This is a genomic window from Waterburya sp., from assembly GCF_058530065.1.
The window spans coordinates 15,861-36,337 of record NZ_JBZNBU010000294.1 but is presented as its reverse complement, the minus strand read 5'-3'; the positions used below and the strand labels follow the sequence as shown (position 1 = coordinate 36,337).

Here is a 20,477-nt window from a genome sequence, read left to right as displayed (position 1 = left end):
ATATTAGCGAGCAGAAACGCATTCAGGCAGAGCGATCGCAGCTAATCGAACGAGAAAAAGCCACCAGCGATCGCTTGAACCAAATTCTAGAAAGTATTACCGATGCATTTTTTACAGTCGATAGTCATTGGTGTTTTACCTATATCAACCCTCAAGCAGAACTCTTGTTGCAAAGAGAGCGAGGGGAACTTTTAGGTAAAAACATCTGGGAGGAATTTCCCGAAGTAGTAGGTTCGACATTCGAGCGAGAATACCAGAGGGCAGTTGCCGAAGGAGTCAGTGTCCAATTTGAAGAATTTTATCCACCCCTAGATACTTGGTTTGGGGTTCATGCCTATCCTTGGGAAACTGGCTTATCGGTTTATTTTCAAGACATTAGCGAAAGCAAACAAGCAGAGTCCGCCCTTCGTCACAACTCTCAAGTCTTGCAAAGCTTTAGTGCCAATTTAAAACATCTACATCGCATTAATACTACTGAATATGAGGATTTTGAGGCTTTATTTGCTGATTGTCTGACAACGGGATGTGAAATCTTTGGTCTATCGACGGGAATTGTCAGTCATGTCCAAGATTGCAACTATAAAATTTTGGCGGTTGAAACCAATCTGGCAATTGAGGTAGGAGCAGAATTTGACCTCAAAGATACTTACTGTACAGCAGTGGTGCGAGATGCTAAAACAATTTCCTATAATGAGGTCGGTAAGATTGCAACCATGCAAACTCACCCTGTCTATCAAAATTTAAAATTAGAGTCTTATATTGGAACGCCGATCTTGGTCAGAGGTAAGATCTACGGTACGCTCAATTTTTCGGATACGGAAGTGAGACAAGCCAGTTTTCAGCCCCAAGAACGGGAACTAATCGAACTGATGGCACAAAGTATCGGTCGATTTGTCGAAGCCTGGCAAACTGAAACCGAGCGTCAGCAGGCTGAAGCAGCCTTAAGAGAATGTGAAGACCGATTTCGCACTGTTGCCGATAGCGCACCTGTTTTGTTGTGGATGGCGGGAACCGATAAACAATATAATTTTGTCAATCGCAGTTGGTTGCGTTTTACTGGTAGAACTTTCTCTCAAGAATTAGGTCGGGGTTGGAGGACAGGCATACATCCTGACGACCTATCAGATTATTTAGATACTTATAATACTGCCTTTTATACCCAAAAGGGTTTTCAACTGGAGTATCGTCTGCGACGAGCAGATGGCGAATATCGCTGGCTACTGGATACGGGCAGACCGCGATTTCTCTCCGACGGTAGTTTTGCGGGCTATATTGGTTCTTGTTTTGATATCAGCGATCGCCGCGAACTAGAAAAACTCAAGGATGAATTTGTTTCCGTAGTCAGCCACGAATTACGCACTCCCCTCACTTCGATTCAGGGAGCTTTAGACTTATTGGCGGGGGGAGCCTTGGTAGAGCGACCTGATTATGCCCAACATATGCTCAAAATTGCTGCCAAAAATGCCGATCGCCTAGTGCGTCTGATTAACGACATTCTAGATATCGAACGGATCGAATCGGGAAAAGTTACCATGCTCAAGCAAGCCTGTGATGTGGCTCATTTAATGACTGCTGCCGTCGATACCGTCAAAGAGGTTGCCCGCAAAGCTAAGGTGAGCATAGAGATAACTCCTATCTCCGCTAGGGTTTGGGCAGATCCCGACCGTATTATTCAAGTGCTGATTAATTTACTCAGCAATGGGATTAAATTTTCCGCTCCAGATTCTACAATCTGGTTAACTGCTCAGAGAGATACCGACAATAATTCCCAGATCCTCTTTCAAGTGCGCGATCGCGGACGGGGTATTCCCGAATCAAAGTTAGAAAGTATTTTTGGCAGATTTCAACAGGTAGATGCTTCTGACTCCCGCAAAAAAGGCGGCACTGGTTTGGGGTTAGCTATCTGTCGGAGTATAATTCAGCACAACGACGGACAAATCTGGGCGCAAAGCAGTTTGGGAGAAGGGAGTAGTTTTTTCTTTACCTTGCCCCTGCTACCAGAAGAACCAGAAATGGAGATAGAGACAAATTCTTATTCTGACGCTCCTTTGATTCTGTTGTGCGATGACGATTCTTCCGTCAGAACAGTAGTCAAAGCCACCCTCGAACAGCAAAACTATCAAGCGATCGCCGTAGCATCTGGTCGAGAAGCGATCGATCGAGCAGCCGAATTGCAGCCTGATATCATTTTGCTCAACTTAATGATGCCCGAAATGAACGGCTGGGAAACCCTGGCGAGCCTTAAAGAAAAACCCGCCACCAAAAATATTCCCGTATTAATTCTCAGCGGTTTATCCCCCGATCAAGAATCTCATCCTGAAATTAGCGATTGGCTAGTGAAACCACCCGAACAAAGGTTATTATTCCAAGCCTTAGAACGAGTTTTAGCACGGCAAAATCAAAATATTCGGGTTCTCATTGTGGAAGACGATCCCGACTTGGCAGAAGTACTAATGGCGATGTTCGAGCGTCACAACATTCAAACCTACCACGCTCAAACAGGAAAAGAGGCAATTCACCTCAGCCAAAAAATTATGCCCAATCTCTTGGTACTAGATCTCAGTTTGCCCGAATACGACGGCTTTACTGTAGTCGATTGGCTACGACAGCATAATCGTCTCTGTCATTTGCCATTGGTTGTTTATACTGCCCGAGATATCGATAACATCGATAAAGAACGACTGAAATTGGGACAAACTATATTTCTAACTAAAGGAAAAATTCATCCCGAAGAATTTGAACAGCAAGTGATTAAATTACTCAATCGCTTGATTCGCGGTGTTCAGTAGGGGCGAAGGGCTGTTCGCCCTCACAAAAGTTAGTTTAAAAAAGTCATGAGTAATAAAAAAATTCTGGTGATTGATGATGATGAAGATATTCAAGATGTGGCACTAGTGGCACTAGAAGTAGTGGGAGGCTGGGAGGTAATTACTGCTAGTTCTGGTAGCGAAGGTTTACACTTGGCTGCAACCGAACAACCCGATGCCATTCTCTTGGACGTGATGATGCCCGATCTTGATGGTATTGCCACCCTCGAACAATTAAAAGCCAATCCCGTAACTCAGAAGATTCCCGTCATTTTCCTGACGGCAAAAGTGCAATCAGGCGATCGCGATCGCTTTGCTCGACTAGATATAGTAGATGTCATTGCCAAACCCTTTAAAACCATGTCTTTATCCCAACAAGTCTCAGCAATTCTAGGTTGGGAAGATTAATTACACACTCTTATTCCTTTACCCTTTCCCCTTTCCCCCTTAACCAATCCTAACTATAAAATTAATTCTGCACGACTACATTATCTCTTCATTAGTTCTTCGCTTTTCCCCCTTAACTTCAAAATAGAGGTGAACTATAAAGAGCATAATAAAATGTATTCTAAAAAAGAACTGCCAGAACTTTTAGCACCAAATCCGCCGAAAGCTTGGGGCAGTCGTCATCAGGATCAAGAGCAAAATCCAGCACTAAATGTTGTTAAAGAAGATTTGCAACCAAAAATTCCTATTTTTGATAATTTGAATCGTGGTCGAGTAGCAATTTTTATTGATGGTAGGAGCTTATTTTATGCCGCATTAGAGTTGGGTATTGAAATTAACTATACAAAATTACTTCATTGTCTAACTGCTGGAAACCGACTATTGCGTCCTTATTTCTATACAGGATTCGATGCCAATAACGATAAACAGCAAAAATTTTTATTGTGGATGCGGCGCAATGGCTATCGAGTAATTGCCAAAGAATTAATTGAGTTTGCCGATGGTTCTAAAAAAGCCGACCTCAATATAGAAATCACTGTGGACATGATGACTTTAGTTGGTTCTTATGACACTGCGGTGTTGGTCAGTGGAGATGGCAATCTAGCTTATGCGGTTAATGCGATCGCCTATAAAGGAGTACGAGTAGAAGTAGTTGGTCTTGGCTCTGCAACTAGTGACAATTTGATTAACGTTGCTGATGCCTTTGTGGATCTCGAAGCGATCGAGAATGGAATTCAAAAAACTCCGATTACCAAAATTTATAACTGAGTACTAAGTTATTTGACCGCACCAGATAAACTACGGCATATTGGCAAAAATATATAACTAATTATTTTTAATTACAAACACCAAACAATCAAACTAATGTGGAAGCGATCTTTATCGAGAATAGTAGTCTGGTTAGCTGCTGAAATCATTCTCAACTTTGTGGGGTTAGATGATGTAGCAGACTATAGCGAATATATTTTTGAGCGCAATACAACTAATATAGGTTACAGCTATCGACCTTCTAAATCTTCGGCTAAAACCTAAACACAAATTTAAAATTAACTTTAGATCGCTAGAAATATCTCACAATATCGTTAAGACAAAAAAAATAAAAAATTATAATAATGTTTCAAAAAGATGACTTTCACCAAGCTCAACACACTTTAGCTAAGATCTTCCAAGCCTTTCCAGTAAACTCAATTATGGCGTTGGTTGCACAACTAGGGAATGATTCGGATGGCAAGAAGATTATTTATTCACCCCGTTACCCCGTCTCCTAGTCCCCTAGTCAGTCTTCACCATCCCATGAAAATGCAACGCCTCAATTATTTAGGATCGATAAGCAATTTATTGTCTTTTTATCTTTTCCCTGATGCCATAAGTCAGTTACAGATTAGGTAAAAGCTCTAATTTAGCTCAACTTCCTCTAGTAAACTTCTAGACCAAATCTACAGGATTAGCATAGTAAGCGATTCCCTCAAAGTCGTAATTGTCTAGATTGTCAATGACAAAATCTTTTTCGACTTCATTAGGAGTATAGAAATGAACTCCCAAACTGGGTTCGTAAAAACGATAGACAGGAATAGTATCGCCCACACTTTCTTGATAGGCTGAGAATTTAGCTCCTTCAAAGTCGTAATTATCGAGGTTGTCCATAATAAAGTCTTTTTCTACTTCATCAATGGTGTAAAGATGCACCCCAATACTGGGATTGAAGAAACGATATACCGATACGGGAGAACCAGTTAATGGATCGGCAGCTTTATATGATGCTCCTTCATAGTTATAGTTATCCAAACTATCGACAATAAAATCTCTTTCCCTTACATCTACAGTGTATAAATGACCGCCCAAAGTTGGATTGAAGAAGCGATAGACAATTTGTCCTGTTAAGGGATCTTCTGCTTCTAAAGCTGCGGATCTAGCATCTACCTGAGCGATCGCATCGTCAATTGTGTCTGGGGTTAAGCCCAGCTTTTCAAGATCGAAGGTTTGAGCGGCGATCGCTTCTGACCAGGTAAAACTACCTTGATAACCAGGAAGATCGCGGAATCCGCTAGAGACTTCATCATAACTGAAAGTACCGTCGGCTAAGACAAAAGTTTCGATGCGATTTTCGGGTTCTTGCCAGTCAACTAACAAGGCATATTGATTAGATGCAACATCGCCAACATATAAATGGCGACCTTCATCAATTTCAACGCTAAAGGAGGTATCTGAGAAAAATCCGATCCCAGTCGCTTCTCCCACATCGTTATCAGAATTGCCATTTTCGATCGCAATTACAGTATTGTTATTGGCAAGTTGATAGGTATCATCTCCCGAACCACCAACAGCGGTAATAGCATGAGTTGTGACACCTACTGGTAGATCGACTGCAACTGGCTTGAGAGTGTCGTCTCCTGCTAAACCATATAATGCCTGTAAGTCAACACCTAGTATATTGTCATTGGCTTCTCCGCCGACTATATCGCGGAAGTTACCAATAGGTTCTCGCGACTCTAAGGCTGTAGCTCTGGCATCTGACTGGGCGATCGCCTCATCAATTGTGTCTACGGATAAACCAAGTCTTTCGAGATTAAAGCCTCCTTGGGCGATCGCTTCCTCCCAGGTAAAACTACCAAGATAGCCAGGAAGATCGCGGAAACCACTGGAGAATTCTTCATAACTAGCTGTGCCATCTGACCCTTCAAAGGTTTCAATTCGATTTTCAGGATCTTGCCAATCAAGGAGAAGGTAATATTGATTGGATTCTGTATCTCCAGCGTATAAATGACGACCTTCATCTATTTCAAGGCTAAAGGAAGTGTCTTTGAAAAAACCGATACCAGTTGCTCTGCCGACATCATTATCGTCATTACCATTTTCCTGCACGATTAACGTGGAGTTATTGCTGGCTTCGTAGACATCATCTCCCGAACCACCAATTAAAATTGCGTCTTCGGTATTTTCTTCCGCACTCAAAGTATCATTTCCTGCTAAACCAACAAGGGCGTCTAAATCTGAAGCAATGAGATTGTTATTGCCTCTATTGCCTAATACTTCGTTAAAATTCCCGATAGTAACCATATTAATCACCTATCAGAATATCTATATGAAGGGAGTAGATCGATTCTGTAGATAGATCGGTGAACTGAGGAGTTAAACTTTTGATTCAATTATTAACAAGATTAGTTCGCTGTTATCGAGTTGATTTACTCCCTCTGTAGAGAGCAAGCCTGTATTCTAGATGTTTGAACTAGACAAACGAGCGTTTGCCATGACTAGGGAACAAATACTAGTTTTTTTGTATTAACTAGTATGACTTGCTCCCTACATTCTGATGCTACAAAACAATCTTGAAGAACCCGTGAGGAATCTGGGAATATTTTGATTTACTGACAGGAATTGCGATCGCGCACATAAACCAGAAAAGCCCAATCGAGTACTGATTCAGAACAGGCGATCGCTTTCCAGTAATCTTGGCTGTTGGCAGATAATCTTAAATATTTATATTTTGCTAGATAAAAATAATAACGAAGTTTGTGGATTAGATATCTAGAAAATAAATATCGTTTGAGGGCAGATCTGTTAGGGAAAAAGTAAATAGCCTTGAGTTGCCAGATTTCCTCCTTACTTCTTTGTCGATCTATATCCCCATCTAATAAGTCATTGGCGAGTCTAATTAAGATATTGATTTCACTATTGTAGATCCCTAAAAAATTGCTATACCAGATATTTGGTTTAATCTGAAGCTTGCTAACAAGATAAGCCGTAATAATTGATGCACCTATACTTTCTTGACTAACTTTTAAATACTGCTTCAAGGTTAGATTTTCTGACTTGAACCAAGATTCATCCTGCATGGCTTGAAAGACAGAGGAGATCGCCTTTAAGCCGATTGGATTCCCCTCGGGCATTAAAGCAATCATCGCTGTTTTGATATTAGCTAAATCGTCTTCGCTTGGAGGATATTGCTCGATGAGATCGTATAGGTCATCTAGTTTAAAAACCAAAAGAATCAACCGATAAATATTATCCAAGTCGCGATCGTTTAAGAAAATTTGCTGCCGTTCGAGAATCTCTTGGTATAGCTTGACATAGTTAAGAACAACTTCTTGGTTCATCTCAATTAGCTATAGTTTATACTTGGGAATTAATCTGGTTGGAATTACAATCCTCATCTGAGTTACGGTAGTCCGAGCAATCAATCGCTTGTTTGGTCAATACAGAATAAGGGCGGACAGCGCATTTGAGATATCTATTCTCGTTGAAGAAGATACATTTTTGACAGGGAACTTGGGAATGAGAAAAAACAGATAAATTATACGTTTTTAATACGTCTAACTTGTATAAAATTTTGACCAAAGCCAAGATGATAATGCTAAAGATAGTTGTCCAGAGAAAGAACAGACTAACAGAAGAATCTATTTCTTTCGTAGTTGGATTAGATCGTTCCAATTCTGCTTGTTGAATTTGATAATGGTGGGGAATTGGCACAGTAAAAGTTAGACCGCGTAATTGATTGTTATTACTATGTTCCAAAGGCATAATTTTGACCTCATAAATATCATTCTGGTTTTCATTAAGTCACTTTGTTAGTCGTTAGTCGTTAGTCGTTGGTTTTTATTTATTACTCATTACTTATTACTTATCTCCTTTTTTTTCCCATCTCCCCGAACCGATAACTTGGAGTGTATAGAAATTAATTAGAACGACTATAGATTTAATTCTGATTTAGCTGCTGTAAAAGCTCGCCTAATTCTTGTTGATAGTTTCCATATTCATGCCAATTTCCTTGACGCAGGGCTTCCTGAGCCTGTTGATAAATTTTCCACGCCGATTTTATTGACGCTAAATCTTTGTCGGTTAGAGGACTAGAGACTTCTGGCTCGATTGTTTTCGGTTGGGCTTCTTCTGAGCCAAAAATAGCTGCTAAAGCCTGTTCGAGATTTTGCTCCATCACGACCTCTTTGTCATAAGCCACAATTACTCGCTTGAGTTCGGGTAATTCTCCCTGTTCGGCACGTAAATAGACTGGTTCGACATAGAGTAATGACTGCTCGATGGGAATGATTAATAAATTGCCTCGAATCACTTTTGAGCCAGCCTGACTCCAAAGGGTAAACTGTTGAGAAATTTGTGGTGTCTGGTCGATACGTGCCTCGATTTGCCTGGGACCATAGACTAATTTTTGCTTGGGAAAGTTGTACAGCAACAGCTTGCCGTAATCCTCACCGTTAGAACGAGCAGCCATCCAAGCGATCGCATTATTTTTCTTAGCTGGGGTAAAAGGCAAGATCAGAATAAACCCAGTCTCTGCTTCACTAGGTAGTCTGACCATCATGTAATATGGCTCCATCACTTGCTGGTTATCTTCATAGACTTGTTGGGGTAAATCCCAAAGATCTTCGCGATTGTAAAATACCTCTGGATTGTCCATGTGATATGCCAGATACATCTGTGCTTGCAGCTTAAACAGATCGAGAGGATAGCGGAAGTGAGCTTTAACTTCGGGTGGTGTATCTGAGCGAGAAATAAACAGATTGGGAAAGATTTGGCGATAGGTAGCCAGAATCGGATCTGCTTCATCAACGACATAGAATTGTACCGTGCCATCGTAGGCATCTACTACGGCTTTGACTGAGTTGCGGATGTAGTTAACTTGGCTATATCGGGGCAGAATATCTGTTTGGACTACTGGTTCGGAATAAGGATAGCGATCGCTCGTGGTGTAGGCATCAATAATCCACTGTAACTTGCCATCAATTACGGCTAGATAGGGATCGTGGTCAAATTGTAAAAACGGTGCAATGTGTTTGACCCTAGCTTTAATTTCTCGATAGTAATGGATGCGTGGAGGGGCGGTTCGCGAACCCCCCGTACTGAGGTAGTTGGAGATCAGAGTTTGCAGACTGCGAAAATCGTAAGCATAAACTAACCTGCGCCAAATCGAAGCTAGTTTGACACCGCCTTTACCGTCATATCTGGTAAAGGCATTAGCATTTCCCAGAGGATAGTCAAATTCGGGAGTGGTTGTCCCCGTAAAGATATAGTTATCAGTTTCTTCGCCATAATAAATTGCGGGGCGATCGAGCTTTAGATCGACACTGGAAACTGGGGGAATATTTTTGACATAGAGTTCGGGTAAACCATTGGCAGTAACTCGATTTACGGGACTCATAACTAAACCATAGCCGTGGGTATACTTCAACCTTTGATTGACCCAGGTTTGAGCCTCTGGGGGGACGCGATCAAAGTCTAGTTCTCGCCCTGACAGCATTACCTGTTGATAGTTACCGTCAAGATTATAACGGTCTACATCGACATCATTAAATTTATAGTAAAGGCGGATTTCTTGGAGTTGCCGATAGGTATTGAGTAGAGGGCGATAATCCCAAAGGCGAATATTATCGATGGTGGTACGATTGTCGGCTAAAGACTGTTGGTTTAACCGAGCCTCCGCAGCATAATCCTGACGCTGTACGTCATCAAGATGGTATGCCGCCTGGGTATATTTGATGTTGTGTTCGATGTAGGTTTTCTCTTTGGCTAATTCGTTGGGATTGACGATAAACTTTTGGATAAACCAGGGATAAAGATAATTAACCAACAACAAAGCCACAAAAAACAAACCGATTCCGCTCAAAGGTAAGGTAAGTCTGCGCCACCTGACAGAGATAACCAAAAGCACCGCTACCAAAACTGCCAAAACGCAGAGTAATTTATAAGCTAGTAGCTTGGCATTTACGTCGGTATAGCCCGCCCCAAATACCACACCACTAGGATCGTAGAGTAACTGATAGCGAGCCAACCAAAAACCCCAGGCAACCAAAAGTGCGATCGCTACAGAAAGTAAACTCAAATGAACTTTAGCAGACTGACTGAAGCTGATTCCCTGCTTGACTCTTGGGTTAAAAGAGAGCGCGCCATTAAAACCATAAGCCAAGATTGAAACAATCGCCGCAGTAATAACCAAGCCCCAAAGCCAGTCATAAATACCCCGATACAGGGGCAGACGAAAAACATAAAAGCCAATGTTGCGATTAAAAATCGGCTCGCTATTAGCAAAATCTGAAGCGTGAAGATACTTTAAAACATTCTCCCAGGCATAAATACTATTAGTAGCTGCTACCAAGGCGATCGCGCCAATTAGGGCAAATGCAGAATAATTAATAAGTTTTCTGCTGTTGACTTCCCAACTATTGCTAACAACGAGATATAAATTGCTCGCTGGCTTGCTCTTCATTGCCCATCGATAATTACTCCACAAAACTACAAAGTAGACGGCAAAGGTAACCAGCCAAATCAAAACTTGCCATGTTAACCGCGTCCAAAAAACCTGGGCAAAACCTACCGCCTCAAACCACCATACTTCTGTGAGTAAATGAGCTAAACTACCAGACAAGGAAAATACCAGTAATATTAGCAACAGAGGAATAACAATATAAATTTTGGTATGGATTTTAGTAAGCTTCATCTTTAGGTTAGTAATAAAATCATAAAGTTCCTTGTTACTTAAAACCTGTAGACAAAGAACATTTGCACAGCTTATCCCTGTGGGACACAGCCTCAACACTAATGGTCATGAGTTTTGGTTTTCAACATCAGACTTCTTTCCATAGTTGAGAACGATCGCTAGACAACTGCATTTTGAGAATAAGGCAACAGTTTGAAGAAGCCGTGAAGATCTAAGAGAAGTTAGGAGTTAGTTAACGAACAAAAAGAGTAATAAAGATTGGTATGAGCGAACAAAATCGAGCGGGAACTTTCTACGGTGCGGGCAAATTGGAATTGTACTATCAAAGCTGGCATCCTCCAGCTTTAGCCAAAGCAGTTTTGGTGGTAGTTCACGGACATGGAGGACATAGCAGTATCTTTACCAGACTGGTGGAATATTTAGTCGATCGCGACTACATCATCTATAGTTTCGATCTGCGGGGACACGGGCGATCGCCTGGTCAACGGGGCTACATTAATAGTTGGGAGGAATATCGAGCCGATTTAGCAGCCTTTTTACAGCTTGTCAGAACTCAAGAATCTCAGCTTCCCCTGTTTCTCATCGGTCAAAGTATGGGGGGAACAATTGCTTTAGACTATCTTTTAAGAGAATCGCCACAACTACAGGGATTGATTTTAATGTCTCCCGCATTAGGTTTAAACGTCTCTCCCTGGAAACTATTAATTGGCAGGATGTTATCTCGCATCAAACCTCATTTTGCCCTAGACGCAGGCATAGATCTGTCAACGGGTTCGCGCGATCCAGAAGTAGTAGCTGCCTATGCCCAAGATACCCTGCGTCACAGTCAAGGCACTGCTAGGTTAGCTACAGAATTATTGAAGACTATTGACTGGGTTAACGCTCATGCTGACGAGTTACAACTTCCCTTATTGGTACTCCATGGCGGAGGCGATCGCGTTACCCCCCTTGCCAGCAGTCGAGCTTTTGTCGAACGTGCCACTATAGCGGATAAAAAATTACGCGAATACCCCGATAGTTATCATGAATTACACAACGATCTTAACTATTTAGAGGTATTGGCAGATATAAATGATTGGCTGGAAAAACACCTTTAAGTTACTGCTTTCTATCCGATTAACCACCATAGAGACGTTCCATGGAACGTCTCTACCCACTAACAACTAACCACCAACCATTTAAAATATGCCTCGCGCCCAATCAAAACTAGATTTTATTTCACCCCGTTTTAATCCTTTTATTCTGCGTCTGCTGCATTGGTCTTTACCAATTTTGCAAAGATGGCGTTTACAACCTTGGTTGCCAGCAGGAATCGGTAAAATTGAGATAGTTAATGGAGAAACTTTAGTCGAGTTTTTCGCCCGCTTCCAGGTAGGAAAAATTCGTCTTATTCTCGCTTTCCGTCATTGTGAAGTGGACGATCCTCTGAGTGGGTTGCACTTATTCTCTCGTGGCATACCTAAGATTGCCCGTCAGCAAGGCATAGATCTACAAACGCCAATTCACGGTCATTTTATGTATGACAGAGGTATGACCATTTGGGCGGGAGATTGGTTGGGCTGGCTATTTTCTCGGATTGGCGGTGTTCCCGTACATCGCGGTAAGGCTCTCGATCTGCGGGCGATTGAAAAGATTCGAGAATTGTTGCTGAATGGGGAGTTTCCCCTAGTTGTTGCTCCCGAAGGGGCTACTAATGGGCATAGTGAAATTGTCAGTCCTCTCGAACTAGGAGTAGCGCAATTAGCATTTTGGAATGTCGAGGATTTGGCAAAAGCCAATCGGGTGGAAGAAACGATGGTGATGCCGATTAATATTCAATATCATTATGTCAATCCTCAGTGGTCAAAACTCGATCGCCTGCTCACTAATTTAGAACGAGACTGTGGTTTATCACTTCTAAGTGGCAGCAACGATAGCAGTACAACGCCAGAAGAAGTATATTATTCTCGCTTATTAAGACTGGGCAACTATCTAGTTTCAGAAATGGAACAGTTTTATCGTTGTTTTTATCATTACCAGCTTCCAATTACCGAGCCAAATTTGCCAGAAACCGAAGCCAATCTCACCGCTAGGTTGCAAAAACTTCTGGATGTTTCTTTGCAAGCAGGAGAGTCCTATTTTAACTTGAAGCATAATGGCAACCTTGTTAAACGCTGTCGCCGTCTGGAAGAAGCTGGCTGGAACTATATTTATCGCTACCAACCAGAAGAACTTAAAAATCTATCTCCAGTTAAAAAAGGTTTAGCAGACTGGATCGCCACCGAAGCAGAATTACGAATGCTACATATGCGTCTGGCAGAAAGCTTTGTGGCAGTCACAGGCACTTATATCAAAGAAAAGCCTAGTTTTGAAAGATTTGCCGAAACCAGTTTAATCTTATTTGATGCGATCGCCAGAATTAAAGGCAACAAAAACCCCCGTCGTCCTCGCTTGGGATGGCGCAAGTCTACGGTAACTGTTGGCAAGCCCATTAACGTCAGCGATCGCGCTAAAACCTACAGACAAAATCGCCAAAGTGCGAAAAAAGCTGTTGCCCAATTAACGCAAGATTTACAAACTGCCTTAGAAAAAATGATTATTTCTTGAAATTATTTTACTTACTTTTATAGTTTTTATAGGTAATGCTACATTAATCAGCTAAAAACAAGTATGGCAAAACAACAACAACACCCAAGCTATATTGACCGAGTAATTTCCTTTTTTAATCAATTTGAATTAGAGTTTTACCTACTAGTCTTAGTTGGTAAATTGAACTCTCTTTACACCAAATAAGGAAATATCAGCTTTCTAGTTGAGTGTTGCTGTTTTTTCAACGAGACAGATATTAAATTAAACAGACTATTCAACCTCCTATCTAATTAATAGATGAATCTGTTATCTCTGTCAGGAGAAGCTTAATTAGCTTCATGTATTTAAAATATCACTTCATTTCTATAAAAATAGGTTTTTGCAATATAAGTTCACCAACAAAATGGCTATTAATAATTAATTTGAATTTATTAAAATTAGATTTTATTCTAAAATAAGATTGGTATTGTCTTGTTAAAAAATAATAGGGCGTTACAGTTTCGATAGCTGTCATACCAATTCTCTATAACAATGCACTAAATAAAAAATTCTTCTTTTGTACCTTTGCGTGTCTGCCCAGAACACGAAGCTGGGCTTGCCCCGTTTGGCTCGGGGTAAACGGCTTTGCGAGAAACAAAATCCCAACAATATTAAGTGCAACTTCAAGGAGAAATGGTATCATCCGAACGCAATAATTAGGATTATTACTAATTGCCATTTGATATTAGTTTGAGGAAAATATTTACGATGCAGTCTCGATCGCTTTATTTAGATACATCGTATAAGCCTCACAAGTTTCTCAAACTTTTAACTTAATTTTTTAGTAACCCAAGAAAAGTAAGAAATTGTTTGTGTAAATAAAGGGCTGCGCCCTAGTTATTAGTTAGGGACGTTTCATGAAACGTCCGTACTAGTTATTAGTCGTTCAATGCGGGCGGTCAGCATTGCGGGGAAACCCCGCAATCACGCCCTTAAAACATAGTCTTTAACTAAAAACTAAAAACTTAAGATAAAACAATAAAGCTACATTTCTTTGAAGTAGAGGAAAATTCTTTTGTCTGAGTAAATTGAATAAAAAAACATCATGTCTCAACTAACATTTGACCGTAGAAAAATTAATGAAGATGATTTTCCTGTAACTGGCTCGACAGTAGAAAAACTAAAGTTTTTGCTGAACTATGCTATATTTGCCCCTTCCAGTCACAATACCCAGCCTTGGCGGTTTGAGATAAATAATGATGGGGTAGAACTGTATGCTGATAAAACTCGTGCTTTATCCGTAGCCGATCCCGATTATCGTGAGTTAATCATTAGCTGTGGCGCAGCTTTGTTTCATTTACGTATAGCCATCCGCCATTTTGGCTATGGGGATATCGTCCAAATATTTCCCGAAGAGGATAATCCTAATCTACTGGCACGAATTAATCTTGGAAGTAAAAGAATTGCTCAACTCGAAGAAAATTTGTTGTTTCGGGCAATTCCCAGACGCTGCACCAATCGACTTACTTTTGAAGATAGTCAGTTACCCCAATCTCTATTGTCCGAACTAAAATTAGCCTGTGGTTCTGAAGAAAGTGGACTGAGAATCTGCACTCAAAAAATCCCCCCAGATAAACGAGATGAAGTGGTAAATCTAATTGTAGAAGGCGATCGCCTGCAAATGGCAGATCCTCTATTTCGCCGAGAATTAGCCCAATGGATTCATCCTGCCAATAATCCCAATCATGATGGCATTCCTGGATACGCTCAGGGATTAAACAAAAGACTAGATGGCTTAACTCCCCTAATTTCTCAAGCTATCCGCACTTTCAATCTTGGTAAATCTCAAGCAGCCAAAGACCGAAAATTAGCCATCCAAGCACCCGCTTTAATCTTGATTAGTAGCGCAGGCGATCGCCCTCGCGATTGGCTAGCTATTGGGGAAGCATTGGCGCATTTATTACTAAGAGCCAGAGTTGAAAATGTTTGGGCATCTTTCTTTAATCAACCGATTCAAGTTTCCCACTTGCGATCGCACTTAAAAACTCTATTTCCCGATAGTGGCTATCCACAAATTTTGCTACGTCTGGGTTATGGGCGAGAAGTCGAATCGACACCGAGAAGAAGTGTTGATGAAGTTGTTAGTCGTTAGTTGTCGATTAACTAAATTAAGGAGAAGTATAGACATGAATTGGCGCAAAATAAGAATTTTACTATTAGCTTTCTTAGCAGCTTTTTTACTAGTTTTTACCACGGGAGTTGCTGTAGCTCAAAATGAAAACCAGGTTCAGATTTTCAAAATGGGTACTGATGTCGTAGTACCAGAGAAGCAAGTTTTGACCGATGCGGTGGCGATTGGTGGCAACGTCACGATTTTAAATGAGGGACAGGTTACTCAAGATGCAGTAGCAATTGGGGGAGATGTCGTTCTTAAGACCAACGCTCGTGTAAATGGGGATGCAGTAGCTATTGGAGGGCAGATTGTTAAAGAAGCAGGAGCAATGGTTGGTGGTGATGAAGTCGTTATTTTTAGCAATGCTGGCGTACTAATCGATCGCTTTGGTCTATTTGGCACTTTGTATCTAACCAACGTTGTATTTTCTCTAATATCTCTATTGATAGTTTTGGCTTTTGGCGTATTTTTACTTTTACTACTTCCCAGCCATATCAAAATCATTACTGCAACTATGCACCAACACCCATTTAAAAGCGGAATGTGGGGTTTAGGAGGAATTGTGGCGATTACACTGTTTATAGCTTTATTTGCAGGTAGTATCTTTGGTTTTCTCTTAATCCCTGTGGCTAATTTAGCCTTTGCTGTTGCAGGTTTACTTGGTGCGATCGCTACTAGTTTGTGGATCGGTAAAAAGGTATTCTCTCCCAGAGAAAAAGCGTTTATTCCTTTTCTAGTTGGAATGTTGATTCTAGCGGTAATTAGCTTAATCCCCATTGCAGGAGGACTGATAATTTTAATGCTCGATCTGTTCGGTTTTGGGGCGGTTTTACTATCGCGAGTGGGTACGGTGCAGCCAGAGACTATACCCAAACGATTCGATCTCTTAGAAGGTTCGACTCAACCAACAGGAGGATGAAATTAGCAGAAACGAAGCAACTAAAACCAAAAACTAGTGATAATTAGGTCAAAGTAATTATCACTATCTCGACTCCCGACTCACTTACTGCGCTTTTCACATGGGTAGACCACATAATTAAACTTTAAAAACTAAGAACTAAGAACTAAAAACTAAAAACTACGAACTAGTAAATTTTCCCAGAGAGCTATTCAACTGAAAACGACTGTAAAACTGGAGCAACAGAGAATAAGACTGGAAAGCTTAAAATTCTCAACCCTAAACCCAATTAAATCCTGAAACTGAAACGGTGAGGTTGCTTCAAGCGACGAGTACCTGTTTAACAGCAAACACCATCTGGAAGAAGACACTACGCTAAATATATAAAACTAGGGTATTTCCTAATTTGCCCTCCGAGAACCAAGTTAATTTAGTGTTGGAGTGACTCATGATGAACTTTAAGCTTTTCTCCTGTTCGGTTTTCCTATCATGTCTGGGTTTTAATTCTCTGTATATAAACTCTGCAACAGCTCAAGAATTTAAACCCAAAGAAGCAGGGGACTTTCTCATTCGTGCCCGAGGTCTAGCTGTTATTCCCAATGAAGACGCAGACCTATCTGTTGGTGGCAGTTCAATTCCAGGAGAGGTAGATCTTGGTACTGCATATGTTCCCGAAATAGATTTCTCTTACTTTATTACCGATAACATTGCTCTGGAACTGATTGCTGCGGTAACTACTCATAGTGTAGAAGCAACGGGAACTCCCCTAGGAGATGTGGATTTAGGAGAAGTGGGTCTTGTACCACCAACATTAACTTTGCAATATCATTTTTGGTCTCCGAAAAGATTAAGTCCGTATGCTGGTATAGGTCTCAATTACACTTTTTTCTTTGTTGATGAAGATGGTGACGCAACCGAAATCGACTATGACAATAGCTTTGGATTTGCACTCCAGGCTGGTGTTGACTATGCCGTTTCAGGACGTTGGTCAGTTAATGTAGATATTAAGAAAATCTTCCTGAGTACTGATGCAGAAATTTTGGCTGCGGGAACTAATATTGAGGCTGATGTAGATGTAAATCCCTTAATTGTAGGTTTAGGAGTAGGCTATCGCTTTTAATAGGTTAAGCAGTTATTTCGCAGCAAAATTTAAGACAGCAAATAATAAGTACCTAATACCAATTCTCTATAACAATGCACTAAATAAAAAATTCTTCTTTTGTACCTTTGCGTCTCTGCGGCTTTGCGAGAAACAAAATCCAAACAATATTAAGTGCAACTTCAAGGAGAAATGGTATAAGCAGAATTAGTTACACATTTGGGAGACTAGGAGAGTAAATATTACCTACTACCTACTACCTACTAACTACTACCTACTAACTTAACTCGTCCTCATCTATTTCTATAGTTCGATTGGGGTTTAATAATCTGCTCCCGATCCATATTTCCAAGCATCCAAATAGCGATCGCAATAGTATTTTTGAGCGGGGGAAAGCTTTTTAGTTAAGGGTTCGATTGGTTTCCCTAAATTGTATAAGCCACTATAAAATCCCAAGTTAAAGTAGTGGATGCTCCAATTAATTAGGGAAGGAATACCGATTTGCGGTAGTAAAGGCAAGACTAGTTTGAGGTTTACTAAGGGTAAAGTTTTTGCTAGGGGAATAAACTGAATTACATCTTGTAAAAAGGGTTTTAGGGTGCTTTCTCCCAAACGATCCATGACTTGAAAAACCCCAGCCATAAGATTGTTGATTTGTTCGGGATTGACTTTTCTGCCTACTTTAACGCTCATGGTTTGTTGGAAAAGCCAAGTCACAGAAATATTTGGTTGATAGGGTTGTAATAAAGCCAAATCTTTTTTGGTTAGAGTATCGGCAACTAAAGCTTCGTTAATACCATCTCGCAAGCGTTGTAGATGGCGAACCATTGCCCCAAAACCGCCAAAACTAACGGGGGATTGTCCTCCCGCGCTATCTCCTACTGGTAGGATGCGATCGAAAGGTAGTTTTATTGGGCTATCTTTATAAGCGGGGAAAAAGCCAAATAAAAAACGTTTAAAGTCTAATTCTTCTAAAGTAATATTTTGATATTCGGGCAATAGCCTTAAATACTCTTCCATAAAGTATTCCAAACTGGGTCTTTCTGAATCGGCATCGAGATAGCTAAACATATAAGTAGTGCGTCCATCCTTAGCGGGAAAAGCTTCCCAAAAATACTGACAGTTATTAATAATCGGCGTAAAAGAATAAATTAAATCTCCCGTATCGTTTTGAGGATAGCCTTCGGCACAACTGCCCACTACGACACATACTGCTTCGGGTTTTGTTCCTTTTCTCGTCTGTTTGACTATGGGAGAAAAATGACCCATAGCATCAACTAAAAGACGAGTTTTCAGCTTGCTATCCCCTGCTAAAACTTCTACTCCATCGGGATATATCGTAGCCGATTGAAAAACCGTATTTTCTAATAAAACTCCCCCTCGATCTAAAAATTTCTGCTTGAGAATGTCCAATAAATAAACTGGATCGACACCAATATTTAAAACATCTTTTACCCAAATATCTTCACTGCCAGGAAAACCAACTCTAGCGGGATTATATTCTGTGGCGATCGCATTTTCTAATTCTTCAGGAGTTAATAAATTTAATTCGACAAATGTCTGCAATTCATCGCGAGAAATATTCCATTCTTGTTCTCTACCTCGTAATATTCCCCTTTCAATTATGGTAACTTTCCAACCTAATTGTTGTAGTGCAGCAGCCAACAAAATACCTAATGTACCGCCACAAATAACTATATCTGTATCTGTCTCGACAATACTATCGGAACTATTATTAATAACTTCTGATGCTTCTATGTTGCCCTGTTTCAAAGCCGACCAAAAACCATCAGCACGACGGAGATTGACCAAAGCATTATCCAAACGGCGATCGAGTATTTTTTCAGTAAGAGTCATTTGATAACTGAATAGGTTAAAAATTTAAAGATAAAAATGGAAAATTAGTCAAGCGATCGCTTATTTGCCAAAAATAAATTTATTTGCATGGGTATGAACCATTTGTATTATATAAACAAACCTATCAGGATAGACTATTTTCTAACTGACCCAATCTTCAGCATTTTTATTTTAAAAATTTTTCCACTTCTTCTAAAGTTGGTTGAGCGGAGATCGCCCCCAATTCGGTTGCGGTTAAACCGCCTACAGCACAGGCATAGCGAACTATTTTTTCGGCTATCTGAGGATCTTGTAGTTGTTGGTTACCATGCTGACATAACTGATAAATGAAGCCAGCTAAGAAAGCATCTCCTGCCCCTGTAGTATCTTTAACGGCTACTTTGGCGGGACTAACTTTACCTTCATTGTCGCTCAAGCAATAACTAACAGGAGCATCCCCATCGCTGACTAGTACTCCTTCAACGGAATTGAGACGGTGAGAAATCGCCCCTGCATCTTGAGTATCGAATAGCCATTGGGCTTCTTCCGCTGCTAATTTGAGAAAATCTACATATTGCCACAATTGCTCGATTAGAGGCAGTGCTTCATCCTCATTCAGCCAAAACATAGGTCGCCAATTAATATCTAAAACTATTTTCAAATGATATTCCTCGGCTAATTCTAAAGCCCGAAAAACCGCAGCACGAGTCTGGGGATAGGCTAATTCTAAAGTACCAATGACGAGAAATTCTGCATCTAAAAATAATTCTGGAGGTAAATATTTGGCATTAAGATAAGCATCGGCAAATTCATCTGGTTGGAAATCGCCAAATCCAGCAAAAGTGCGATCGCCCTCTGAGGAGCGAGTAACGTACACTTGCCTTGTAGGATATTCTTCGTTGTATTGAATGCCAAATGTATTGACTCCAATAGATTGCAGCAGGTTGACTAATTCTTTTCCTAATTCGTCCTTGCCCACACAACCAATGAAAGCTGCTGGAGTTCCTAATTTAACCAAGGCACAAGCCGTATTAGCAGGCGCGCCTCCTGGATAGGGAGTCCAAGAAGAAACTTCGGCAAAGGGTTTGCCAAGCTCGTTGGCAAGACAATCAAACAATATTTCACCCAAACAAATTACTCGTGCTGGGTTCTGGGCGATCGCTTTAGTATTCAACTTGCTCCCTCATTATAGACCAGTTTCTTTTCTAATTTTCAGGGTATCG

General features: G+C 40.7%; 16 protein-coding genes. 10 read left to right on the top strand and 6 right to left on the bottom strand.

Annotation, left to right across the window (positions count from 1 at the left end):
• The 5 genes from AC33VI_RS17740 to AC33VI_RS17720 form a co-directional block, all read left to right on the top strand.
• The coding region (locus AC33VI_RS17740; RefSeq protein WP_491783591.1) for a response regulator at positions 1 to 2,789 on the top strand (2,789 nt) is incomplete at its 5' end.
• Between the two features lie 45 nt (positions 2,790 to 2,834).
• Positions 2,835 to 3,215 carry a response regulator gene (locus tag AC33VI_RS17735; protein ID WP_491783590.1) on the top strand — a complete coding sequence of 127 codons (381 nt, stop codon included), beginning with the start codon at positions 2,835 to 2,837 and terminating at the stop codon, positions 3,213 to 3,215.
• Between the two features lie 153 nt (positions 3,216 to 3,368).
• The gene (locus tag AC33VI_RS17730; RefSeq protein ID WP_491783589.1) at positions 3,369 to 4,022 is read left to right on the top strand and encodes a LabA-like NYN domain-containing protein; all 654 of its coding nucleotides are present in this window, start codon (positions 3,369 to 3,371) and stop codon (positions 4,020 to 4,022) included.
• Positions 4,023 to 4,118: 96 nt separating this feature from the next.
• Positions 4,119 to 4,286, top strand: a complete 168-nt coding sequence (locus AC33VI_RS17725) for a hypothetical protein (RefSeq protein ID WP_491783588.1) — start codon at positions 4,119 to 4,121, stop codon at positions 4,284 to 4,286.
• 192 nt (positions 4,287 to 4,478) lie between these two features.
• Positions 4,479 to 4,643 (top strand): hypothetical protein, encoded by a 165-nt coding sequence (locus AC33VI_RS17720; protein WP_491783587.1) that lies wholly within the window; start codon positions 4,479 to 4,481, stop codon positions 4,641 to 4,643.
• A gap of 36 nt (positions 4,644 to 4,679) precedes the next feature.
• Here the strand turns inward: AC33VI_RS17720 and AC33VI_RS17715 are convergent, their stop codons facing one another.
• The 4 genes from AC33VI_RS17715 to AC33VI_RS17700 form a co-directional block, all read right to left on the bottom strand.
• Complete coding sequence (locus AC33VI_RS17715) at positions 4,680 to 6,311, bottom strand: hypothetical protein (protein ID WP_491783586.1); 1,632 nt, start codon at positions 6,309 to 6,311, stop codon at positions 4,680 to 4,682.
• A gap of 305 nt (positions 6,312 to 6,616) precedes the next feature.
• Positions 6,617 to 7,348, bottom strand: coding sequence for a hypothetical protein (locus AC33VI_RS17710; RefSeq protein ID WP_491783585.1), 732 nt, complete (start codon positions 7,346 to 7,348; stop codon positions 6,617 to 6,619).
• A 16-nt stretch (positions 7,349 to 7,364) separates the two neighbouring features.
• On the bottom strand, positions 7,365 to 7,772 hold the full coding sequence (locus AC33VI_RS17705) for a hypothetical protein (RefSeq protein WP_491783584.1): 408 nt from the start codon (positions 7,770 to 7,772) through the stop codon (positions 7,365 to 7,367).
• A 175-nt stretch (positions 7,773 to 7,947) separates the two neighbouring features.
• Positions 7,948 to 10,701 carry a UPF0182 family membrane protein gene (locus AC33VI_RS17700; RefSeq protein WP_491783583.1) on the bottom strand — a complete coding sequence of 918 codons (2,754 nt, stop codon included), beginning with the start codon at positions 10,699 to 10,701 and terminating at the stop codon, positions 7,948 to 7,950.
• 263 nt (positions 10,702 to 10,964) lie between these two features.
• Here AC33VI_RS17700 and AC33VI_RS17695 point away from each other — a divergent pair, with 263 nt between their 5' ends.
• The 5 genes from AC33VI_RS17695 to AC33VI_RS17675 all read left to right on the top strand — a co-directional run bounded on the left by AC33VI_RS17695 (position 10,965) and on the right by AC33VI_RS17675 (position 17,439).
• Positions 10,965 to 11,798: an alpha/beta hydrolase gene (locus AC33VI_RS17695; RefSeq protein WP_491783582.1), complete on the top strand. Its 834-nt coding sequence runs from the start codon at positions 10,965 to 10,967 to the stop codon at positions 11,796 to 11,798.
• 88 nt (positions 11,799 to 11,886) lie between these two features.
• Positions 11,887 to 13,287: a 1-acyl-sn-glycerol-3-phosphate acyltransferase gene (locus AC33VI_RS17690; protein WP_491783581.1), complete on the top strand. Its 1,401-nt coding sequence runs from the start codon at positions 11,887 to 11,889 to the stop codon at positions 13,285 to 13,287.
• A 1,066-nt stretch (positions 13,288 to 14,353) separates the two neighbouring features.
• Positions 14,354 to 15,400 (top strand): Acg family FMN-binding oxidoreductase, encoded by a 1,047-nt coding sequence (locus AC33VI_RS17685; RefSeq protein WP_491783580.1) that lies wholly within the window; start codon positions 14,354 to 14,356, stop codon positions 15,398 to 15,400.
• A 34-nt stretch (positions 15,401 to 15,434) separates the two neighbouring features.
• Positions 15,435 to 16,340, top strand: coding sequence for a DUF8173 domain-containing protein (locus tag AC33VI_RS17680; RefSeq protein ID WP_491783579.1), 906 nt, complete (start codon positions 15,435 to 15,437; stop codon positions 16,338 to 16,340).
• A gap of 427 nt (positions 16,341 to 16,767) precedes the next feature.
• On the top strand, positions 16,768 to 17,439 hold the full coding sequence (locus AC33VI_RS17675; protein ID WP_491783578.1) for an OmpW/AlkL family protein: 672 nt from the start codon (positions 16,768 to 16,770) through the stop codon (positions 17,437 to 17,439).
• Between the two features lie 300 nt (positions 17,440 to 17,739).
• Here the strand turns inward: AC33VI_RS17675 and AC33VI_RS17670 are convergent, their stop codons facing one another.
• Both AC33VI_RS17670 and AC33VI_RS17665 read right to left on the bottom strand, forming a co-directional pair.
• Positions 17,740 to 19,275 carry an FAD-dependent oxidoreductase gene (locus AC33VI_RS17670; RefSeq protein WP_491783577.1) on the bottom strand — a complete coding sequence of 512 codons (1,536 nt, stop codon included), beginning with the start codon at positions 19,273 to 19,275 and terminating at the stop codon, positions 17,740 to 17,742.
• 166 nt (positions 19,276 to 19,441) lie between these two features.
• Positions 19,442 to 20,428 (bottom strand): carbohydrate kinase family protein, encoded by a 987-nt coding sequence (locus AC33VI_RS17665; protein ID WP_491783576.1) that lies wholly within the window; start codon positions 20,426 to 20,428, stop codon positions 19,442 to 19,444.
• Positions 20,429 to 20,477 lie beyond the last annotated feature (49 nt).